This window comes from Streptomyces wedmorensis, assembly GCF_000716445.1.
Lineage (GTDB): Bacteria > Actinomycetota > Actinomycetes > Streptomycetales > Streptomycetaceae > Streptomyces > Streptomyces wedmorensis.
On record NZ_JNWK01000037.1, the window covers coordinates 35097 to 53863 of the forward strand.

Here is an 18767-nt window from a genome sequence, read left to right on the forward strand (position 1 = left end):
ACCCTCGCAGACGGCCCCTCGCCCGGAATCCCTTCCGGGCGGGGGGCCGTTGCCGTACAGTGCCCGCACTACCTGACGGTTCGTCAGAAAGGTTGCGGGGCATGCGACTCGGACTCGCCCTCGGCTACTGGGGCCGCGGCCCCTCGCCCGCCCACCTCGACCTCGCCCGCGAGGCCGAGCGACTGGGCTACGACTCCGTGTGGACGGCGGAGGCCTGGGGCTCCGACGCCTTCACGGCCCTGACCTGGATCGCCGCCCACACCAGCCGGATCAGGCTGGGCACGGCCGTCGCGCAGATGGCCGCGCGCGCCCCGACGACCACCGCGATGCACGCGCTCACCCTGGACCACCTGTCGGGCGGGCGCCTCCTCCTCGGGCTCGGCCTGTCCGGGCCGCAGGTCGTCGAGGGCTGGTACGGCCGCCCCTTCCCCCGCTCCCCGCTGACCGCGACCCGCGAGTACGTGGACGTGGTCCGGCAGGTCCTGCGCCGGGAAGGGCCCGTCCGGCTCGACGGGCGGCACCACTCCCACCCGTACGCGGGCGAGGACGGCACCGGCCTCGGCAAGGCGCTCAAGCCGATCACCCACCCGCTGCGGGCCGACGTCCCCGTCCTGCTCGGCGCAGAGGGCCCCAAGAACGTCGCGCAGACCCTCGCCATCGCGGACGGCTGGCTGCCCCTCTACTGGACGCCCGACCGCTGGGCCGAGGTGTACGCGCTCCCCGAACGCCCGCCGGAGGGCTTCCTGGTGGCACCCATGGTCCGGGCCCACCTCTGCGACGACGTGGCGGCCGGCCTGCTGCCCGTGAAGGCGATGCTCGGCTTCTACATCGGCGGCATGGGGCACGCGGCCCGCAACTTCCACGCCGACCTGATGGGGCGGATGGGGTACGAGAAGGAGGCCCGGCGCGTCCAGGAGCTCTTCGCGGCGGGGCGGCGCGAGGAGGCCGTGCTCGCCGTGCCGGACGCCTTCGCGGACGAGATCTCCCTCGTCGGCCCGCGCGCCCGGATCGCCGAACGGCTCGACTCGTGGCGGCGGGGCCCGGTGACGGACCTCCTCGTCACGTCACCGGACCCCGCCACGCTCCGCGCCCTCGCGGAGCTCAACGCCTGAACGCCTGGGGGACGGCCCCTACCCGCCCAGTTGGGAGGCGCTGGGCACCTTGTCGACGACCTCGGCGCCGGCGCTCTTGCCGGCGTCCTTGACGCTGTTGATGACGCTCTCGAAGGCGCCGACGTCCGCGGCGCCCGCCTCGCCCTTGCGGAGCTTGGTCCCGAGCTCCTTCAGCGACTCGATCCCCGCCGAGAGCGGCGCGACCGCCTTCGAGAGCAGCGGGTCGCCCTTGGCGTTGTTCACCGCCGCCTTGAGCCGGTTGTACGTGAACGCGCCCGCGAGGCCCGCCTTCACCAGCGCGAGGGTGCGGCCGTCGGCGCCCTTCTGGAACTTGCCCGCGCGGTACGGCTTCACGATCCACTGGTACGCGGCGCCCGCCGCCAGGCCCGCGTTGGCCACGAAACGGGTCTTCGCCAGCTTCTGCTGCTCGAAGGTGCTCGTACTCGTCGGGGTCACGGCGGCGCCCGCCCCCTGGGCCTCGTCGTCGCCGTTGCACGCGGCGGTCGTCAGGAGCAGGGTGCAGGACAGGAACAGCGCCACGACGCCACGCGAGACGGTTCTGGGCACGACGGACACGACGGAACCTCCCTGGGGACTGTGGCGCCAGCCTCACCCCGCCCCCGCCGACCGGCCACCCGGGTGACGCCGAACGGGGCAACGGCCCAGGGATCCGTCAGGGGCAGCAGTCCGGTTCGAGGCCCGTCGGGAGGCGTTCGCCGCCGAAGACGGCGACCGTGGCCTCCTCGCCGCCGAGGGCGGCGACCGCGAGCAGCAGGGAACCGGCGGTCCAGGTGGTCTGTTCCTCGGGCCAGACGGCCTTGTCGGCCTCCTCGGCGCCCTCGAAGACGTACCCCGTCCAGTACATGCCGTTCTCGGCGCGCAGGTGCCGGATGTCCTGGAGGATCTCGAGGGCCCGGTCGGACTCGCCCATCGCCCACAGGGTGAGCGCCAGCTCGCAGGACTCGCCGCCCGTGACCCACGGGTTCGGGACGACGCACCGCACCCCGAGGCCGGGCACGACGAACGTGTCCCAGTCGGCGTCGATGCGGGCCTGCGCCTCGGGTCCGGTGACCGCGCCGCCGAGGACGGGGTAGTACCAGTCCATCGAGTAGCGGGACTTGTCGAGGAAACGCTCGGGGTGCCGGCGGATCGCGTGGCCGAGCGCCCCCGCCGCCAGCTCCCAGTCGGGCTGCGCCTCCTCGCGGACCTCGGCGATGGCGAGGGCGCAGCGGAGGGCCTGGTGGATCGACGAACTACCGGTGAGGAGCGCGTCGTTCACCGGCGTGCCGTCGGGCTCGCGCTTCCAGCCGATCTGGCCGCCGGGCTGCTGGAGTCCGAGGACGAACTCGACGGCCGCGTAGACGGAGGGCCACATCCGGTCGAGGAAGGCGTCGTCGCCGGTGGACAGGTAGTGGTGCCAGACGCCGACCGCGATGTACGCGACGAAGTTCGACTCCCTGTTCCGGTCGGTGACCCGGTCCGCCTCGCCGTCGTGGTAGGCCGCGTACCAGGAGCCGTCGGCGTTCTGGTGCCTGGCGAGCCACTCGTAGGCGCGGGCGGCGGCCTCGTGCTCGCCGGCCGTGTCCAGGGCCATGGCGGCCTCGGTGTGGTCCCACGGGTCGAGGTGGTGGCCCCGGAACCACGGGATGGCGCCGTCCTCGCGCTGCCCGGCGAGTATCCCCGCGACGGTCTCGGCGGCCTGCTCCGCGGTGAGCACCCCCGGCAGGACGAGGTGCTCCGCGATCCGCTCGGGAGGGGTCACTTCGCGTCGGCCTTGGGGAGGTGGGGCTTGGTCGCGTACGCCACGAAGCTCTTGCCGACCACCGGGTTGAGCAGCTGCTCGGCGACCCGGGTCAGGGCGGGCTTCTTCATGATGTCCCAGACCAGCAGCTTGTGGTACGCGCGGACCGGCAGCGCCTTGTCGTTGTCGACGCCGAAGGCGCACTTCAGCCACCAGTACGGCGAGTGCAGCGCGTGCGCGTGGTGGGTGCCGTACGGCCGCAGGCCTGCCTGCCGGATCTTGCCGAGGAGCTCGTCCGCCTTGTAGATGCGGATGTGGCCGCCCTCGACCTCGTGGTAGGCGTCGGAGAGCGCCCAGCAGACCTTCTCCGGGCCGTAGCGCGGCACGGTGATCGCGATCCGGCCGCCGGGCTTGAGGACGCGGACCATCTCGGCGAGCACGCCCTTGTCGTCCGGGATGTGCTCCATGACCTCGGAGATGATGACGACGTCGAAGGACTCGTCGGGGAACGGCAGGTTGAGCGCGTCGCCCTCCATGGCGGTCGCCGTCGCCCCGGCGGGCGCCTCCCCCGCCTCCTTCATCGCCGCGAACCACTTCGCGACCTCGCGGATCTCCTCGCCGTTCTGGTCGAGCGCCACCACCTGCGCCCCGCGCCGGTAGCACTCGAACGCGTGCCGACCCGCACCGCAGCCCAGATCGAGCACACGGTCGCCGGCGGCGAGCGGGAATCGGGTGAAATCGACGGTCAGCACGAGATCCTGCTTTCGGGGTTGGAGGGTGTTGCTGGGCAGGCGCCGCCGGGCTGTGGGCAGGCGTTCCGCAGGACGGAACGGGTGGGCGCAGCCCCATCACCGGGCCGCACCCGGCGACGACGGCGGGAGATCACCGGCGGACTCCGGTTCCCTGACGGGCGACTGCCTCGCGGTACAGCTCGGCCGTCCCCTGGGCCGCACGCGCCCAGGTGAAGCGGGACAGCACCCGAGCACGACCGGCGGCACCGAGCCGCGCCCGCAGCTCACGGTCACCGAGCACCCGCCCGAGCGCCGCGGCCAGCGCCCCGGCGTCGCCCGGCGGCACCGCCAGGCACGTCTCGCCGTCGGGCCCGGCGACCTCGGGGATGGCCCCGCCGGTGGTGGCCACCAGCGGCGTCCCCGTGGCCATGGCCTCGGCGGCGGGCAGCGAGAAGCCCTCGTACAGCGAGGGCACGCAGGACACCTGGGCGGAGCGCACCAGGTCGACGAGCTCGGCGTCGCTGATGCCCTTGACGAACTCGACGGCGCCCTCCAGCCCGTACCGCTCGATGGCCGCGGCGACGGGGCCGTCCTCGGCGCGCTTGCCGACGACGACGAGGTGGGCGTCGGGGTTCTCGGTGCGGAGCTTGGCGAGCGCCTCGATCAGGTGGATCAGGCCCTTGAGGGGGACGTCGGCGCTGGAGGTGGTGACGATCCGGCCGGGGACCTCGGCGACGGCCGGGTCGGGTGACCAGAGGGTGGTGTCGGCGCCGATGTGGACGACCTCGATGCGGTCCTCGCGGACGCCGAGGTGCTCGACGATCTCCTGGCGGGAGGTGCCGGAGACGGTGAGCACGGACTCCATGCGGCGGGCGACGCGCTTCTGCATGCGGGTGAAGGCGTACCAGCGGCGGACGGAGGCGCGGCGCTTCCAGTCGGCGGCGGCGTCGAGTTCGAGCTGCCGGTCGACGGTGATGGGGTGGTGGATCGTGGCGACGAGCGGCGCGCCCAGGGCCCGGGGGCCGCCGAGGAGGCCGTAACCGAGGGTCTGGTTGTCGTGGACGACGTCGAAGTCGCCGCGGCGGGCGGCGAGCATGCGGCGGGCCCGCAGGGAGAAGGTGAGCGGTTCGGGGAAGCCGCCGGTCCACATGGTGGCGACCTCGAGGCCGTCGATCCAGTCCCGGTACTCCTCGCGCTTCGGGGTCCGGAAGGGGTCCGGCGAGCGGTAGAGGTCGAGGCTGGCGATCTCGGTGAGCGGGACGCCCTCGTCGAGCGTGGGGTAGGGCTGGGAGCCGATGACCTCGACGGTGTGGCCGAGGCGGGCGAGTTCGCGGGAGAGGTGCCGGACGTAGACGCCCTGGCCCCCGCAGAAGGGGTTCCCCTTGTACGTGAGGAGAGCGATCCGCAACGGTGCGTCACCGGCGACGGTGACGCCCTGTCGGGGGCTTGCCTCTATGGCCTCAGCGGTCATGCGCGACCCCCTTCGAGCGTGCGTTTCGCCGGAGCGTAACCGCTCGCGCTAATCTAGAACAAGTTACAGACTTGATCGTTCGGGATCTTCTCGCCCGTCGCCCGGCCGGTCTTCTTGATCCTTCGAGGAGGCAGAATCTACCGGCAGGTAGCTCCGCCGCGAGAGCCGGAACAGGTGATTCGCGCCACGGCGGCGGCACCGCTACTGTCGCTCCCCACCGCACGGAACGGGACCTCATGACCGCAGAGAACAGAGCGGACCACAGACCCGCGTCGCCGCCCCTCACGGAGCGCCAGGAGGCGCGGCGGCGCCGCATCCTGAACGCCAGCGCCCAGCTCGCGGCGCGGGGCGGCTTCGACGCCGTGCAGATGCGGGAGGTCGCCGAGGCCGCCGGGGTGGCCCTGGGGACGCTGTACCGCTACTTCCCCTCCAAGATCCACCTGCTGGTCGCGACCATGCAGGACCAGCTCCAGCACATGCACACCACCCTGCGGAAGCGGCCGCCGGCCGGCGCGGATCCGGCCGAACGGGTCGCGGAGACCCTGATGCGGGCCTTCCGCGCCCTCCAGCGGGAACCGCAGCTGGCCGACGCGATGGTGCGGGCGCTGACCTTCGCCGACCGCAGCGTGAGCCCCGAGGTCGACACGGTCTCGCGGCTGACGACCGCGATCATCCTGGACGCGATGGGTGCGGAGAACCCCACCCCCTCGCAGCTCTCCGCGGTCCGGGTGATCGAGCACACCTGGCACTCCGCGCTGATCACCTGGCTGTCCGGGCGGGCCTCGATCGCACAGGTGAAGATCGACATCGAGACCGTCTGCCGGCTGATCGACCTCACGGCCCCCCGGCCGGGCGCGGCCTGAGCGCTCCCGCCCGCACCCCCGGCGGTCCGTCCACCGGGGAGGCGGGCGGCGCCGGGTCAGCCCTGGGGCTTGGCGTTGTTCGCGGCGATGACCGCCGCGCACTCCGGGCTGCTGTCGACGGCCACGAACATCACCAGCTTCAGCGGGCCCGCCGAGTGGTTGCTGGCCTGGAGCTGCCAGCTGCTCTTCTTCAGCGACTTGATGACCGAGCCGCCCGCGCCGGAGCTGCGCTCCTCGCTCCAGCCGCCCTTGGTCAGGGTCGCGACCGTGTCCGTGTACGACTTCGCCGGGTCCGCCGCCTTCTCGGCGTCGGCCGTCCAGCTGACCATGCAGTCCTTGGCCTCGGCCGGAATCTGCTCGCCCGAGGCGTCCTGCGTGAAGCCGGCCCCCGTCGCCGCGTCCGTCAGCTCCTTCGTGACCGCGGCCCCGTCCAGCTTCTCGCCGCCCGAACCACCCGAGCCGCCCGTCGCGGACGAACCGGCCGAGGACGAACCACCGGACGCCGAACCGCCCTTGTCCGAGCCGCCCTCGCTCCCGCACCCCGCGACCAGCAGCACCACACCGGCGGCCGCGGCCGCCCACTTCGCCTTGCGCACAACACTCCCGAATACGCACGCACGAAGGCCTCTTGCCCCCGTTCACAGGGGCACAGTTTTGCACGTGGGAACGACGGCGCGGCATGAAGCGGACCGCCGTCAGCCCTCCGCTCCCCCGTCCTCCCCGGCCAGCAGGCCCCTCTCCCGTTCGGTGAACCGACCCATGCACGCGTCCTCCGTCGCCTGGAAGGAGACCATGTCCATCACCACCGTCCTGGGGGCGTGATGACGGGCCATCAGCGTCCAGCCGCTCTTCTTGAGCGTGACACTGGCGGTGGTCCCACCCTTGTCGTCGAGCTTCTCCACCTGCCGGTTCCCGGCCGTCCAGCCCTCCTGTACGAGTGCGGCGACCGTCCGGTCGAACTTCCCCCGCACCCCGTCCACCAAGGGCCCGATGTACTGCCAGGCCGCCGTGCAGGCGGCGGCCCGCTGCGCGATCCGCTCCCGTTCGTCCGCGGGCGTCGCCGTGGCGGTCGCCGTCCCGGGCTCCGGCAGCTCGGACTTCGGCAGCCCCGCTCCGGCCACGGCCGTGCGGATCTCGGCCTGCGCGGCCTCCCGGTCGAACGCCCCGGAGTCCGCGCCCGTCCCTCCCCCGACGATCCCGCACCCGGCACCGAGCAGCACCGCCGCCAGCACACCCGCGACCGCCGCCATGTTTCTCGTACGCATGATCAGCCCATCGGGTTCTTGATGAAGCCGGTCTTCTTCGCGCAGGCGACGTCGTAGGCCATCGCCTTGACATCGCCGTGGTCGTTTCCGGCCCGGTACTCGGTCGTCACTCTCCAGCCGCGCTGATCCAGGACCGTCTGGACGTCGATGACCGTCTGGGCCGGATCCTCGGCCCTGCGCTCCATCCGCTCCCCGTACTGCTCCCAGCCCCGCTCCTTCAACTCGCGCACCAGCGCCTCGTACTGGGGGACGCCCACGGGGGCGTCCTCCGTGCCGTAGCCCTTGTAGGTGACCATGCAGCCCTTGCCGGGGCCGCGGTCCGCCATGCCGGCCCAGTCCGGGTCGGCCGGCGGGCTGCCCGCGTCCGCGACCGAAGTGTCGATGTCCGCCTGCACCGCGGCCTTGGTGAGCGGGCCGGTCCCCGCCGGGCGGGGGGCGACGGGCGCCTGGCCCGCCCCCTCCGTACGGGGTGCGACGGGCGCCGGGCCCGCCGCTCCCGTCCCGCTCGCGTTCCCGTCGCAGCCCGTGGCGCCGACGGCCACGACCATGGCCAGGACCGCGACGGCGGCCCCCCTCTTCCCGTACACAGCTCGTCCCCTCCCAGGTCACGGGGCTGGACGCCCCGTGATCGAGGGAGCAGTGTGCCACGGGCCGGAGCGGCTACTCCTCCGGGGGATAGACCGGTTCGCCGCCGTCCGCGAGGGTGATCAGGATGGCTTCGACCGGGCAGCCCTCGGCGGCCGCGAGGAGGCGTTCGCCCGCGTCCGCTTCCGGCTCCCGCGGGTGGGACTGGCGGGCGGTGTCGAGGCGGAAGCCGTCCGGGGCGTGGTTGACGCACATGCCGGAGCCGATGCAGACGCTCCGGTCGACCTCGACGCGCCAGCGGTCGCCCATCACGCGTCCCCGTAGCCGGCGGGCAGGTGGATCATCTTGTGCTCCAGGTACTCGCCGAAGCCCTCGGGGCCGAACTCCCGGCCCAGGCCGGAGTTCTTGTAGCCGCCGAAGGGGCCGAGCATGTCGAGGCTGAAGGTGTTGACGTTGAAGGTGCCGGTGCGGACCCGGCGGGCGAAGTCGATGCCGCGCTCCACGTCACCGGTCCAGACGCTGCCGCTGAGCCCGAACTCGGAGTCGTCGGCGATGCGGAGGGCCTCGGCCTCGTCCTCGTACGGCAGGAGGCAGATGACCGGACCGAAGATCTCCTCGCGGGCGATCCGCATGGAGTTGTCGACGCCGCCGAAGAGGGTCGGCTCGACGTACCAGCCGCGTTCGAGGCCGGCCGGACGGCCGCCGCCCGCGAGGATCTTGGCTCCCTCCTGCTGGCCGATGGCGATGTAGTCGAGGGAGCGCTGCCGCTGGCGCTCGGCGACGAGCGGACCGACCTGGGTGGCCGGGTCGAGCGGATCGCCGACGACGAGCGCGCCGGCCGCGGCGGCGAACGCCTCCGAGATCTCCTCGTACCGCGAGCGCGGGGCGAGGATGCGGGTCTGGGCCACGCACGCCTGCCCGTTGTTCATCCAGGCGGCCGGGACGATCCCGGCGACGGCGGTCGCCGTGTCCGCGTCGGGCAGGATCACCGCGGCGGACTTCCCGCCGAGTTCGAGGGTGACGCGGGTGAGGTTGCGCGAGGCGACCTCCATGACCCTCCGGCCGGCGGCGACCGAGCCGGTGAAGGAGACCTTGTCGACACCGGGGTGACCGACGAGGTACTCGCTGACCTCGCGGTCGGCGGGCAGGATGCTGAGGACGCCCTCGGGCAGTCCGGCCTCGGTGGCGATCTCCGCCAGGAGGTAGGAGTCGAGCGGCGCCTCCGGCGACGGCTTGAGGACCACCGTGCAGCCGGCGAGCAGCGCGGGCCCCAGCTTGGCGGCGGCGGTGAACTGCGGCACGTTCCACGGGATGACGGCCGCGACGACGCCGACCGGCTCCCGCCGGACGAGCAGCGGCCCGAGGACGCCACTCCGCCGCTCCTCGTACGGGAAGTCCCGGGCGACGGTGATCGCCGCGTCCCAGACCATCATCGCGCCGAGCGCCTGGGCGAGGACGGACCAGGAGTACGGGGAGCCGTTCTGCGCGCTGATGACGCGGCCGATCTCCTCGTACCGCACGGCGATCGCGTCCTTGATGCGGGTGACGACGGCGATCCGCTCCTCGACCGTCATCCGCGGCCACGGCCCCTCGTCGAACGCCCGGCGCGCTGCCGCGACGGCCCGGTCGACGTCGGCCTCGCAGGCGTGCGGGACCCGTCCGATGACCTCCTCGGTGTGCGGCGAGATCACCTCGATCACGCCACTGCCGAGCGGTTCGGTCAACTCCCCGCCGATGAACAGCCTTCCGTGCTCCACAAGCTCGGTCATGACCGCTGCCTCCCGAGGAGATGGAATTGCCCCTGAGTTCCTGACGATGCTTCAGAACTGATACCAGTTCTAGTTATGGTGGGCAATGGTCGTACCGGTACACAGAGACGAGGACGCTCATGACCCAGGTGACCGAGCACGGCGGAGGCGTCTGGTCGCTGCGGGTGCCCATCCCGGACAACCCGCTGGGCCACACGCTGGTCCACGTCCTCGACACCGACCGCGGTGCGGTGCTCGTCGACACCGGGTGGGACGACCCCGCCTCCTGGGCCGAACTCACCGGCGGCCTGGGTGCGCTGGGCCTCGACGTCCGGGAGATCCACGGGGTGGTCATCACCCACCACCACCCCGACCACCACGGACTCTCCGGTCGGGTCCGGGAGGAGTCGGGGGCGTGGATCGCCATGCACGCCGCCGACACGGCGGTCGTCCGCCGGACCCGCGAGGCCGAACCGGGCACCTGGTTCGACTACCTCGCCCGCAAACTGGCCGCGGTCGGCGCGCCCGAGGACCACATCGCCCCGCTGCGGGCCGCCCGCGCCGCCGGCCGCATGCGGACCCTGCCCGGCCTGCGCTCGGCCCTCCCCGACCGCGAGATCGTCCCCGGCGAGCTCCTCGACCTGGCAGGCCGGCGGCTGCGCGCCGTCTGGACGCCCGGCCACACCCCGGGGCACGTCTGCCTCCACCTGGAGGAGGAGCACCCGGCCGGGTTGCCCGGCCACGGCCGGCTGTTCTCCGGTGACCACCTGCTGCCCGGGATCTCGCCGCACATCGGCCTCTACGAGGATCCCGACGACGCCACCGCGACGGACCCTCTCGGCGACTACCTCAACTCCCTCGAACGGATCGGCCGGCTCGGCGTCGCCGAGGTCCTCCCCGCCCACCAGTACGCCTTCGCGGACGCCGCCGGCCGGGTCCGCGAACTCCTCGACCACCACGAGGAACGCCTCACCGGCCTCCTCGGCCTCCTCGCCGCTCCGCTCACCCCCTGGCAGCTCGCCGAACGGATGGAGTGGAACCGCCCCTGGGACCGGATCCCGTACGGCTCCCGCAACATCGCCGTCAGCGAGGCCGAGGCCCATCTCCGCCGCCTGGTGAAGCTCGGCCGGGCGGAAGCGGTGCCCGGCACGGAACCGGTGACGTACATCGCGGTGTAGCCGGTCACCGGGGGTGTGAGGCGCCTCGCACCCCCGGCCCTGCGGCGTACGGGCCGGTAGAGTGAGCGGGTCGTCATCATGCCCGTACGGGGGGAAGACCGGTGCGAAACCGGCACTGACCCGCAACCGTGAGCCGCCCCTACGGGGACGGCGAGTCGGAATGCCCCGCCCGGGACGTGACCGCCGGCACCGTCGAGGAATACGGAGCCGGAGCCTGGTGCCCCCGAGGCGTGCCGGTGCCCGGCCGCAGGAGAGGGCCCCATGAACACCGTCCGCCGCGGCGCCGCCGCGTTCGCCGCCGCCGCAGTCGTACTCGGCACCGCCGCAGCCCTCCCGGCCGCCGCCGCGCCCTCCCCGACCCCCTCGACGGGCACCCTCCCGGCGGGCCTGTACGGCACGACGGACCCGACGTACGACGGCGTCTGGCGCCAGTCGCTCGCCTTCCTCGCCCAGCGCGCCACCGGCTACCAGCCCGCCGACCAGGCCGTGGACTGGCTGCTCGGCCAGCAGTGCGCGGACGGCTCGTTCGCCTCCTACCGCGCGGCCGCCGCGACGCCCTGCGACGCGAAGACGATGCGGGACACCAACGCCACCGCCGTCGCCGTCCAGGCCCTCGGCGCCGTGCGCCGCCAGGCCGCCGCGCCCGAGAAGGTCGACCAGGCCGTGAAGGCCGGCACCGACTGGCTGCGGACCGTGCAGAACAAGGACGGCGGCTGGGGTTACGGCGTCGGCGGCGCCAGCGACGCCAACTCCACCTCGATCGTGGTCGGCGCGCTCGCCGCGACCGGTGTGAAGCCCGGCTCGTACGCCTCCGCCGACGGCCGCACCCCGTACGACGCGCTGCTCTCCTTCGCCCTGCCGTGCTCCGACAAGGACGGCGCCGGCGCGTTCGCGTACCAGCCGGACAAGGCGGGCAAGCTCCTCGCGAACGCCGACGCCACCGCCGCGGCCACCCTCGCCGGGCTCGGCAAGGGCGTCACCGCCACCAAGGCCTCCCCCGAGCAGCCGCCGGCCTGCACCGACCTGACGAAGCCGACCGCCGAGCGGGCCGCCCTCAACGGCGCCTCCTACCTCGCGAAGGCCCTCGCCAAGACCGGCCACCTGACCACCCCGCCGATGCCGGGCGCCACCGACACGTCCGAGAAGCCGGACGTCGGCAACACGGCCGACGCGGTCGTGGCCCTCGCCGCGGCCGGCGCCGCCAAGGAGGCGAAGCCCGCCCTCGAGTGGCTGGAGAAGAACTCCGCCGCCTGGGCGAAGCAGAGCGGACCCGCCGCGTACGCGCAGCTGATCCTGGCCGCCCGTGCCACGGACACCGACCCGCGCGAGTTCGGCACGGCGGACCTGGTCGAGCAGCTCAACGCCACGGGCCCCGCGCCCAAGACCCCGGACACCTCCGCGTCCTCCACCAGCGACGACGAGGACTCCGGCTTCGACATCTGGTGGATCATCGGCATCGGCATGGTCGTCGGCGTCGGCATCGGCTTCCTCGTGAGCGGCCGCAAGAAGTGACCGCCACCGCCAGAACGGGCACCCGCACCACGGGTGTCCGGGTCGCGGGCGCCGCGGCCGGGGCGCTGCTGACCCTCACCGCCGTCGCGGCCGCCCCGGCGCAGGCCGCCGGGTACCGCTACTGGTCGTTCTGGGAGAGCTCCGGCGGGAAGCCCTGGGCGTACGCCACCCAGGGCCCCGCGACCGCCCGGCCCGCCGACGGCGACGCGATCGGCTTCCGCTTCGCGCTCAGCCAGGGCACGAGCGACACGTCGCAGCCGTCCGCAGCCGCCGACTTCGCGGGGATCTGCGGGGGTGTGGAGAAGAAGGACGGCAGCAAGCGGATCGCGGTCGTCGTCGACTTCGGCGGACCGCTGGACGCCCCGCCCGGCGAGACCCCGCCGGCGAAGCCGATCAAGGTCGGCTGCGCGGAGGTCCGCGACGACGCGACGGGCGCGGAGGCGCTGGCCGCGGTGGCGAAGCCGCTGCGGTACGACAGCGCGGCCATGCTGTGCGGGATCGCCGGCTATCCGGCACGGGGCTGCGGCGAGCAGGTCGACGAGCGGGCTCCGGCGTCCGCCGCCCCCACCGGCCCGGCACCCGCGGCGGCCCCCGGGCACGGCGGCGGTCCGTCCTTCGGCGTGCTGGCCGGCGGGGCGGCCGTCCTGGCCCTCGGCGGCGCCGCGATCTGGAAGGCCCGCCGTCGCGGATGAGCCCCGCCCGCAGCCGCTCGACCCCCTCGGCCCGGTCGACTCGCACGGCCCGCTCCACGGCGACGGCCGGGTCCACGGCCACGGCCCGGTCGACTTCCACGGCCCGCTCCACTGACACGTCCCGGCTCTCCCCGCGTGCCCGGTTCGCGGCGCCCGAGGCGAGCCGGGCGAACGCCCTGCACGCCGGAGCCTGGTGGGTGTGGGCACTCGGCCTGGCCGTGGCCGCTTCCCGCACCACCAACCCGCTCCTCCTCGGCCTGCTCGTCGGGGTCGCCGGATACGTCGTCGCGGCCCGCCGCACGGACGCGCCCTGGGCCCGCTCGTACGGCGCGTTCGTGAAGCTCGGCCTGTTCGTCGTCGCCTTGCGGGTGGTCTTCTCGCTGCTGCTCGGCTCCCCCATCCCCGGCACGCACATGCTGTTCACGCTGCCCGAGGTGCCGCTGCCCGACTGGGCGCAGGGCGTCCGGATCGGCGGCCGGGTGACGGCCGAGCAGCTGGTGTTCGCGTTGTACGACGGCGCCAAGCTGGCGACCCTGCTGATCTGCGTGGGTGCCGCGAACGCCCTGGCCAGCCCGGCGCGCCTGCTCAAGTCGCTGCCGGGGGCGCTGTACGAGGCCGGGGTCGCCGTCGTCGTGGCGATGACCTTCGCGCCGAACATGGTCGCCGACGTCGCCCGGCTGCGCACCGCCCGTCGTCTCCGCGGCCGCACCACGGGCGGGGTGCGGGCCGTCCTCCGGATCGGACTGCCCGTCCTCGAAGGCGCCCTGGAGCGGTCGATCGCCGTCGCGGCCTCCATGGACGCCCGCGGCTACGGCCGGACGGCCCGCGTCCCCGCCTCCGTCCGCCGCACCACGAACGTCCTCACCCTCGGCGGCCTGCTCGGCGTCTGCGCCGGCTCGTACGGGCTCCTCGCCGCGGAAGGCGCCGGATACGGGCTGCCGCTCCTCGGCGCCGGACTCCTCGCCGCCCTGGCCGGCCTCCGTCTCGGCGGTCGCCGCACCCTCCGCACCCGTTACCGGCCCGACCGCTGGGGCGCCCGCGCCTGGCTGGTCTCCGGTTCCGGCGTGGCCGTCGCCGTCCTCATGATCTGGGCGAACTCGTACGCGCCCGACGCCCTGCACCCCGGCGTCGTCCCCCTGGAAGCGCCCGAGCTGCCGCTCTGGCCGGCCGCGTCGATCCTCGTCGGCCTCCTCCCGGCCTTCGTCGCGCCCGTCCCCAAGGAGAGCACGTGATCCGTTTCGACAAGGTCTCCGTGACGTACGAGGACGCCGCCGAACCCACCCTCCGTGACGTGGACCTCACCGTCCCCGAAGGCGAACTCGTCCTCCTCGTCGGCCCCTCCGGCGTCGGCAAGTCCACCCTGCTCGGCGCCGTCTCGGGCCTCGTCCCCCACTTCACCGGCGGCATCCTCACCGGCCGGGTCACCGTCGACGGCCGCGACACCCGCACGCACCCGCCGCGCGAGCTCGCCGACCTCGTCGGCACGGTCGGGCAGGACCCGTCCGCCCACTTCGTCACCGACACCGTCGAGGACGAGCTCGCCTACGGCATGGAGTCGCTCGGGCTTCCCCCGGCCGTCATGCGCCGCCGCGTCGAGGAGACCCTCGACCTCCTCGGTCTCGCCGAACTCCGCGACCGCCCGCTCGCGACCCTCTCCGGCGGCCAGCGCCAGCGCGTCGCCATCGGCTCCGTCCTCACCCCGCATCCCAAGGTCCTCGTCCTCGACGAGCCCACCTCCGCGCTCGACCCGTCAGCCGCGGAGGACGTCCTCGCCGTCCTCCAGCGCCTCGTCCACGACCTGGGCACGACGGTCCTCCTCGCGGAACACCGCCTGGAACGGGTCGTCCAGTACGCGGACCAGGTCCTCCTCCTCCCGGACGGCGTCATGGGCCCGCCCGCCGACATCATGGCCTTCTCACCGGTGCATCCGCCGGTGGTGGCACTCGGCCGCCTGGCGGGATGGGCCCCCCTGCCCCTGACGGTGCGGGACGCGCGCCGGAGGTCGGGCGAGCTGAGGGAGCGACTGGCGGGGCGCAGCCCCGCGGGGCTTCCGGACGGGCCTCGTCCGCTCCTCGTGGCGGACGCTCGGCGCAACCCGGCCCCGCCGGCGTTCGAGACGCCGGGGTCCGCGGGCGGCGTCCCCGGATCCGGGAAGGGGTGGGGCGGGGGATTCTCCCTGTTCCGGCGGCGCCGCACCCGAGCCACCGAACCCACCCCCACCGGCCTCACCCCCACCGGCCCCCTGGTACTCGCCGAAGGCCTCGGTGTCCGTCGCGGCCGCGTGGAGGCCCTCCGCCGCATCGACCTCCATGTCGCGCAGGGCGAGACCGTCGCGCTCATGGGCCGCAACGGCGCGGGCAAATCCACCCTGCTCTCTTCCCTCGTGGGGATGATCGCCCCGACCACCGGCACCGTCCGTGTCGCGGGCAGGACCCCGCACACCACGGATCCCCGTGAGCTGATCCGGCAGGTCGGCCTTGTCCCGCAGGAACCGCGGGACCTGCTGTACGCGGACACGGTCGCGGCCGAGTGCGCGGCGGCGGACGGGGACGCGAACGCCGAGCCCGGCACCTGCCGGGCCCTGGTGGAGGAACTGCTGCCGGGGGTCGCGGACGACACCCATCCCCGTGACCTCTCCGAGGGGCAGCGCCTCGCCCTCGCGCTCGCCGTGGTGCTGACCGGCCGGCCTCCCCTCCTCCTGCTCGACGAGCCGACCCGGGGTCTGGACTACGCGGCGAAGGCGCGGCTGGTCGCGCACCTGCGGACGCTGGCGGCGGACGGGCACGCGATCGTGCTGGCCACGCACGACGTGGAGCTGGCGGCGGAGCTGGCGCACCGGGTGGTGATCATCGCGGACGGGGAGGTGGTGGCGGACGGCCCGACGGCCGAGGTGGTCGTGTCCTCACCCGCTTTCTCCCCGCAGGTGGCGAAGATCCTGGCCCCGCAGCACTGGCTCACGGTCGAACAGGTGGAGGCGGCGCTGTGAGCACGGGGCCCGTGGAAAGCCGGCCCGCGGACGTGCGGGCGGCGGGCTCGCGCCCGGTGCGGCTCGGGCCGCGTTCGGTGACGGCGCTCGTCCTGGTGTCCGTGGTCGGGGTCATCGCGTTCTGCTGGCCGCTGTTCGCGGACGCCGGCTCGGCGGTCACGTCACACGCCGGGGACGCGCCGTGGCTGTTCGCGGCGCTGCTGCCGCTGCTGGTCGCGGTGGTGGTCGCGACGATCGCCGACTGCGGGATGGACGCGAAGGCGGTGGCGATGCTGGGCGTGCTCGCCGCCGTGGGGGCCGCGCTGCGCCCGCTGGGGGCGGGGACGGCCGGTCTGGAGCCGATGTTCTTCCTGATGGTGCTGAGCGGCCGGGTCCTGGGCCCGGGGTTCGGTTTCGTCCTGGGGGCGGTGACGATGTTCGCGTCGGCCCTGCTCACGGGCGGGGTGGGGCCGTGGATGCCGTTCCAGATGCTGTCGATGGGCTGGTTCACGATGGGGGCGGGCCTGCTGCCGGGCGCGCGGGGTCTTCGGGGCCGGGGCGAGCTGCTGATGCTCTCCGCGTACGGCTTCGTGGCGGCGTTCGCGTACGGCACGGTCATGAACCTGCAGGGCTGGGTCCTGCTCCAGGGCCTGAGCTCCGGGGTGTCCTTCCAGCCGGGTGCCCCGCTGCACGAGAACCTGGTCCGGTTCCTCGCGTACGTGCTGGCCACCTCTCTCGGCTGGGACCTGGGCCGCGCCGCCCTCACCGTCGTCCTGACCGTCACCGTCGGCGGCACGCTGCTCCGGGCGCTGCGGCGGGCCACGCGGCGGGCGAACTTCGAGGCCCAGGTCACATTCGAGGGCCCGTGAGGGCCTGCCGCGGGTGAGGCGCCCCACAGGACCTACGTCACGTACGAGCCGGAATAGTAGACCGGTGGTACCCATACAAACCGCCCCACACCGGGCCACGACCTGCGCAAACGCCCCACACCCACCCCGGGGACCATGCGCCCGGGTCCGAACCTGCCTCGTACATGGGGCCCTTGCCCCGGCCCCGGCGGCCCTGCTTGTCTGGTGGACGTCGCCAGGCAGCCGGTGCTCACCGCAACGCCTCGGACGGCCGGTTCCCTCCAGTTCCCGGGTCTCCCGGGCTCTGGTTCCGGCTTGCCGAAATCGCCTGGCGCAGCCCTTGTTCCCGACGTTAGGCAGATACGTTGATCCGCTCGCTCACCACTCGCGTCGTTGCCCGCAAGAAGACCTTCGCCGCCACCGCAGCCGTGCTGCTGGGCGCGTCGGGTGCGGTGCTCGGCACGACGGGCTCGGCTTCGGCCGCCAGCCCGCAGGACCTCGCTCGTGAGATCGTCCCCGCCTCGCAGTACGCGTCCTTCAGCAAGATCGTCGAGCACGAGTCGCACTGGAACCACACCGCGACCAACTCGTCCAGCGGCGCCTACGGTCTGGTCCAGGCCCTGCCGGCCTCGAAGATGGCCTCGGCCGGTTCCGACTGGAAGACCAACCCGGCCACCCAGATCAAGTGGGGCCTGAACTACATGAACGAGCGCTACGGCTCCCCGAACGCCGCCTGGGCGTTCTGGCAGGCCAACGGCTGGTACTAAGAGTCCCTGCCGCCGCACAGCGCATCCGCAAGGCCCCGCCCTCCGCTCGGAGGGGCGGGGCCTGCGGCGTTTTTCGCGCGCTACATTTAGTAGACCGGTCGTCTAGCTTCGTCTAGGGTTCCTGACATCGGCGGCGGACCCCACCGAACGGTCCCGCCGCGACCCACTTCGGAGGCTGCCCGTGTCCGCGCACCCCACCCTCCCGCCCGGCCGCTTCGGTGAGCTCGTCGGGGTCCCGCTGCCGATCGTCCAGGGCCCCTTCGGCGGCGGCCTGTCCTCCGTCGAGCTCGCCGCGACGGTGTCCGAGGGCGGCGGCCTCGGCTCGTACGGGGCGCACATCCACACCCCCGAGGAGATCACCGCGCTGGTGGCCCGGCTCCGCGCGGCCACCGGCCGCCCGTTCGCCGTGAACCTCTGGGTGCCGCAGGAAGGCGAGGGGCGCGGGCTGCCGGCGGCCGCGCTCGCCGAGCACGTCGAGCGCCTGCGGCCGTACTACGAGGAGCTGGGCGTACGGGCCCCGGAAGCGGGGGACGTACGGGCCCGGCCGGACTTCGACGAGCAGCTCGACGCCGTGCTCGCCGCGGCCCCGCCCGTGATCAGCCTGGTCATGGGCCCGCCGCCGCGCCGCCTGGTCACGGAGGCCCGGCGGCGCGGGATCGTGGTGGTCGGCACGGCGACCACGGTCGACGAGGCGGTGGCCCTGGAACAGGCGGGGGTGGACGCGGTCGTCGCCTCCGGCAGCGACGCGGGCGGTCACCGGGGCGCCTTCCTGCGGCCGGTACGGGAGTCCCTGGTCGGCACCTTCTCGCTCGTCCCGCAGGTGGCGGACGCGGTGTCCGTCCCGGTGGTCGCGGCGGGCGGGATCGCCGACGGGCGCGGGGTCGCCGCCGCGCTCGCGCTGGGCGCGGACGCCGTCCAGATCGGCACCGGCTTCCTCGCCGCGCGCGAGTCGGGGGCGAGCGACGTCCACCGCCGGGCCCTCGGCACCCCTCGGTCCCGTACGACCGTGCTGACCCGGCTGTTCTCGGGGCGTACGGCGCGGGGCATCCCGAACGGCTTCGTCCGGGACATGGCGGCCCACGAGGAGCACGTGCCCCCGTACCCCGTGCAGAACGCGCTGATGCAGCCGATCCGCCGGGCCGCCGCCGAACAGGGCCGGCCCGAGTACGTGAACCTCTGGGCCGGCCAGGCCGCCGCGCTCGCCCACGAGTCGCCCTCGGCCGCCGCTTACCTCTCCGCACTCGTGGAGCAGACGGTCAAGGCCACCGGATGACGCTCGCCGGGCGGAC

At 73.8% G+C, this 18767-nt stretch carries 19 protein-coding genes; 10 read left to right on the forward strand and 9 right to left on the reverse strand.

The window, feature by feature from the left end; genetic code table 11:
* Positions 1-101 precede the first annotated feature (101 nt).
* The gene (locus OO54_RS26575; protein WP_017239042.1) at positions 102-1112 is read left to right on the forward strand and encodes an LLM class F420-dependent oxidoreductase; all 1011 of its coding nucleotides are present in this window, start codon (positions 102-104) and stop codon (positions 1110-1112) included.
* Between the two features lie 18 nt (positions 1113-1130).
* Here the strand turns inward: OO54_RS26575 and OO54_RS26580 are convergent, their stop codons facing one another.
* From OO54_RS26580 to OO54_RS26595, 4 genes are all read right to left on the reverse strand, one after another.
* Positions 1131-1679, reverse strand: coding sequence for a hypothetical protein (locus tag OO54_RS26580; protein WP_033207310.1), 549 nt, complete (start codon positions 1677-1679; stop codon positions 1131-1133).
* Between the two features lie 106 nt (positions 1680-1785).
* A complete protein-coding gene (locus OO54_RS26585; protein WP_017239044.1) occupies positions 1786-2874 on the reverse strand; it encodes a prenyltransferase/squalene oxidase repeat-containing protein in 1089 nt (362 codons plus the stop codon).
* The gene (locus OO54_RS26590) at positions 2871-3605 is read right to left on the reverse strand and encodes a class I SAM-dependent methyltransferase (protein ID WP_033207276.1); all 735 of its coding nucleotides are present in this window, start codon (positions 3603-3605) and stop codon (positions 2871-2873) included. The genes OO54_RS26585 and OO54_RS26590 overlap by 4 nt, the downstream gene beginning before the upstream one ends.
* Before the next feature lie 130 nt (positions 3606-3735).
* A complete protein-coding gene (locus OO54_RS26595) occupies positions 3736-5055 on the reverse strand; it encodes a glycosyltransferase family 4 protein (RefSeq protein WP_033207277.1) in 1320 nt (439 codons plus the stop codon).
* Between the two features lie 236 nt (positions 5056-5291).
* Here OO54_RS26595 and OO54_RS26600 point away from each other — a divergent pair, with 236 nt between their 5' ends.
* Positions 5292-5918, forward strand: a complete 627-nt coding sequence (locus OO54_RS26600) for a TetR family transcriptional regulator (protein WP_033207278.1) — start codon at positions 5292-5294, stop codon at positions 5916-5918.
* A gap of 56 nt (positions 5919-5974) precedes the next feature.
* Here the strand turns inward: OO54_RS26600 and OO54_RS26605 are convergent, their stop codons facing one another.
* The 5 genes from OO54_RS26605 to OO54_RS26625 form a co-directional block, all read right to left on the reverse strand.
* Positions 5975-6514 (reverse strand): hypothetical protein, encoded by a 540-nt coding sequence (locus OO54_RS26605; RefSeq protein ID WP_017239048.1) that lies wholly within the window; start codon positions 6512-6514, stop codon positions 5975-5977.
* 99 nt (positions 6515-6613) lie between these two features.
* Positions 6614-7183, reverse strand: a complete 570-nt coding sequence (locus OO54_RS26610; RefSeq protein WP_157856512.1) for a hypothetical protein — start codon at positions 7181-7183, stop codon at positions 6614-6616.
* A 2-nt stretch (positions 7184-7185) separates the two neighbouring features.
* Complete coding sequence (locus OO54_RS26615; protein WP_051787197.1) at positions 7186-7770, reverse strand: hypothetical protein; 585 nt, start codon at positions 7768-7770, stop codon at positions 7186-7188.
* A 73-nt stretch (positions 7771-7843) separates the two neighbouring features.
* Positions 7844-8077, reverse strand: a complete 234-nt coding sequence (locus tag OO54_RS26620; protein ID WP_026058179.1) for a ferredoxin — start codon at positions 8075-8077, stop codon at positions 7844-7846.
* The gene (locus OO54_RS26625) at positions 8077-9537 is read right to left on the reverse strand and encodes an aldehyde dehydrogenase (protein WP_033207281.1); all 1461 of its coding nucleotides are present in this window, start codon (positions 9535-9537) and stop codon (positions 8077-8079) included. Before OO54_RS26625 ends, OO54_RS26620 begins: the two co-directional genes overlap by 1 nt.
* A 119-nt stretch (positions 9538-9656) precedes the next feature.
* Here OO54_RS26625 and OO54_RS26630 point away from each other — a divergent pair, with 119 nt between their 5' ends.
* The 8 genes from OO54_RS26630 (at position 9657) to OO54_RS26665 (ending at position 18751) form a co-directional block, all read left to right on the forward strand.
* Positions 9657-10694: a Strvi_7410 family MBL fold metallo-hydrolase gene (locus tag OO54_RS26630; protein ID WP_033207283.1), complete on the forward strand. Its 1038-nt coding sequence runs from the start codon at positions 9657-9659 to the stop codon at positions 10692-10694.
* A gap of 261 nt (positions 10695-10955) precedes the next feature.
* Positions 10956-12206 carry an SCO2321 family membrane protein gene (locus tag OO54_RS26635; RefSeq protein ID WP_033207284.1) on the forward strand — a complete coding sequence of 417 codons (1251 nt, stop codon included), beginning with the start codon at positions 10956-10958 and terminating at the stop codon, positions 12204-12206.
* Positions 12203-12898, forward strand: coding sequence for an SCO2322 family protein (locus OO54_RS26640; RefSeq protein ID WP_051787198.1), 696 nt, complete (start codon positions 12203-12205; stop codon positions 12896-12898). Before OO54_RS26635 ends, OO54_RS26640 begins: the two co-directional genes overlap by 4 nt.
* Positions 12895-14130 carry an energy-coupling factor transporter transmembrane component T family protein gene (locus tag OO54_RS26645; RefSeq protein WP_033207285.1) on the forward strand — a complete coding sequence of 412 codons (1236 nt, stop codon included), beginning with the start codon at positions 12895-12897 and terminating at the stop codon, positions 14128-14130. Before OO54_RS26640 ends, OO54_RS26645 begins: the two co-directional genes overlap by 4 nt.
* On the forward strand, positions 14127-15884 hold the full coding sequence (locus OO54_RS26650; RefSeq protein ID WP_033207286.1) for an ABC transporter ATP-binding protein: 1758 nt from the start codon (positions 14127-14129) through the stop codon (positions 15882-15884). Before OO54_RS26645 ends, OO54_RS26650 begins: the two co-directional genes overlap by 4 nt.
* The gene (locus OO54_RS26655; protein WP_234439481.1) at positions 15881-16732 is read left to right on the forward strand and encodes an ECF transporter S component; all 852 of its coding nucleotides are present in this window, start codon (positions 15881-15883) and stop codon (positions 16730-16732) included. The genes OO54_RS26650 and OO54_RS26655 overlap by 4 nt, the downstream gene beginning before the upstream one ends.
* Positions 16733-17076: 344 nt before the next feature.
* Positions 17077-17478 (forward strand): aggregation-promoting factor C-terminal-like domain-containing protein, encoded by a 402-nt coding sequence (locus tag OO54_RS26660; protein WP_033207287.1) that lies wholly within the window; start codon positions 17077-17079, stop codon positions 17476-17478.
* Between the two features lie 181 nt (positions 17479-17659).
* Positions 17660-18751, forward strand: a complete 1092-nt coding sequence (locus tag OO54_RS26665; RefSeq protein ID WP_051787199.1) for an NAD(P)H-dependent flavin oxidoreductase — start codon at positions 17660-17662, stop codon at positions 18749-18751.
* Positions 18752-18767 lie beyond the last annotated feature (16 nt).

Bases quoted from the DNA above. Each gene is read 5' to 3' on its own strand.
- OO54_RS26575 (WP_017239042.1), top strand. From the start codon at position 102: ATGCGACTCGGACTCGCCCTCGGCTACTGGGGCCGCGGCCCCTCGCCC.
- OO54_RS26595 (WP_033207277.1), bottom strand. From the start codon at position 5,055: ATGACCGCTGAGGCCATAGAGGCAAGCCCCCGACAGGGCGTCACCGTC.
- OO54_RS26600 (WP_033207278.1), top strand. From the start codon at position 5,292: ATGACCGCAGAGAACAGAGCGGACCACAGACCCGCGTCGCCGCCCCTC.
- OO54_RS26610 (WP_157856512.1), bottom strand. From the start codon at position 7,183: ATGCGTACGAGAAACATGGCGGCGGTCGCGGGTGTGCTGGCGGCGGTG.
- OO54_RS26620 (WP_026058179.1), bottom strand. From the start codon at position 8,077: ATGGGCGACCGCTGGCGCGTCGAGGTCGACCGGAGCGTCTGCATCGGC.
- OO54_RS26625 (WP_033207281.1), bottom strand. From the start codon at position 9,537: ATGACCGAGCTTGTGGAGCACGGAAGGCTGTTCATCGGCGGGGAGTTG.
- OO54_RS26630 (WP_033207283.1), top strand. From the start codon at position 9,657: ATGACCCAGGTGACCGAGCACGGCGGAGGCGTCTGGTCGCTGCGGGTG.
- OO54_RS26635 (WP_033207284.1), top strand. From the start codon at position 10,956: ATGAACACCGTCCGCCGCGGCGCCGCCGCGTTCGCCGCCGCCGCAGTC.
- OO54_RS26645 (WP_033207285.1), top strand. From the start codon at position 12,895: ATGAGCCCCGCCCGCAGCCGCTCGACCCCCTCGGCCCGGTCGACTCGC.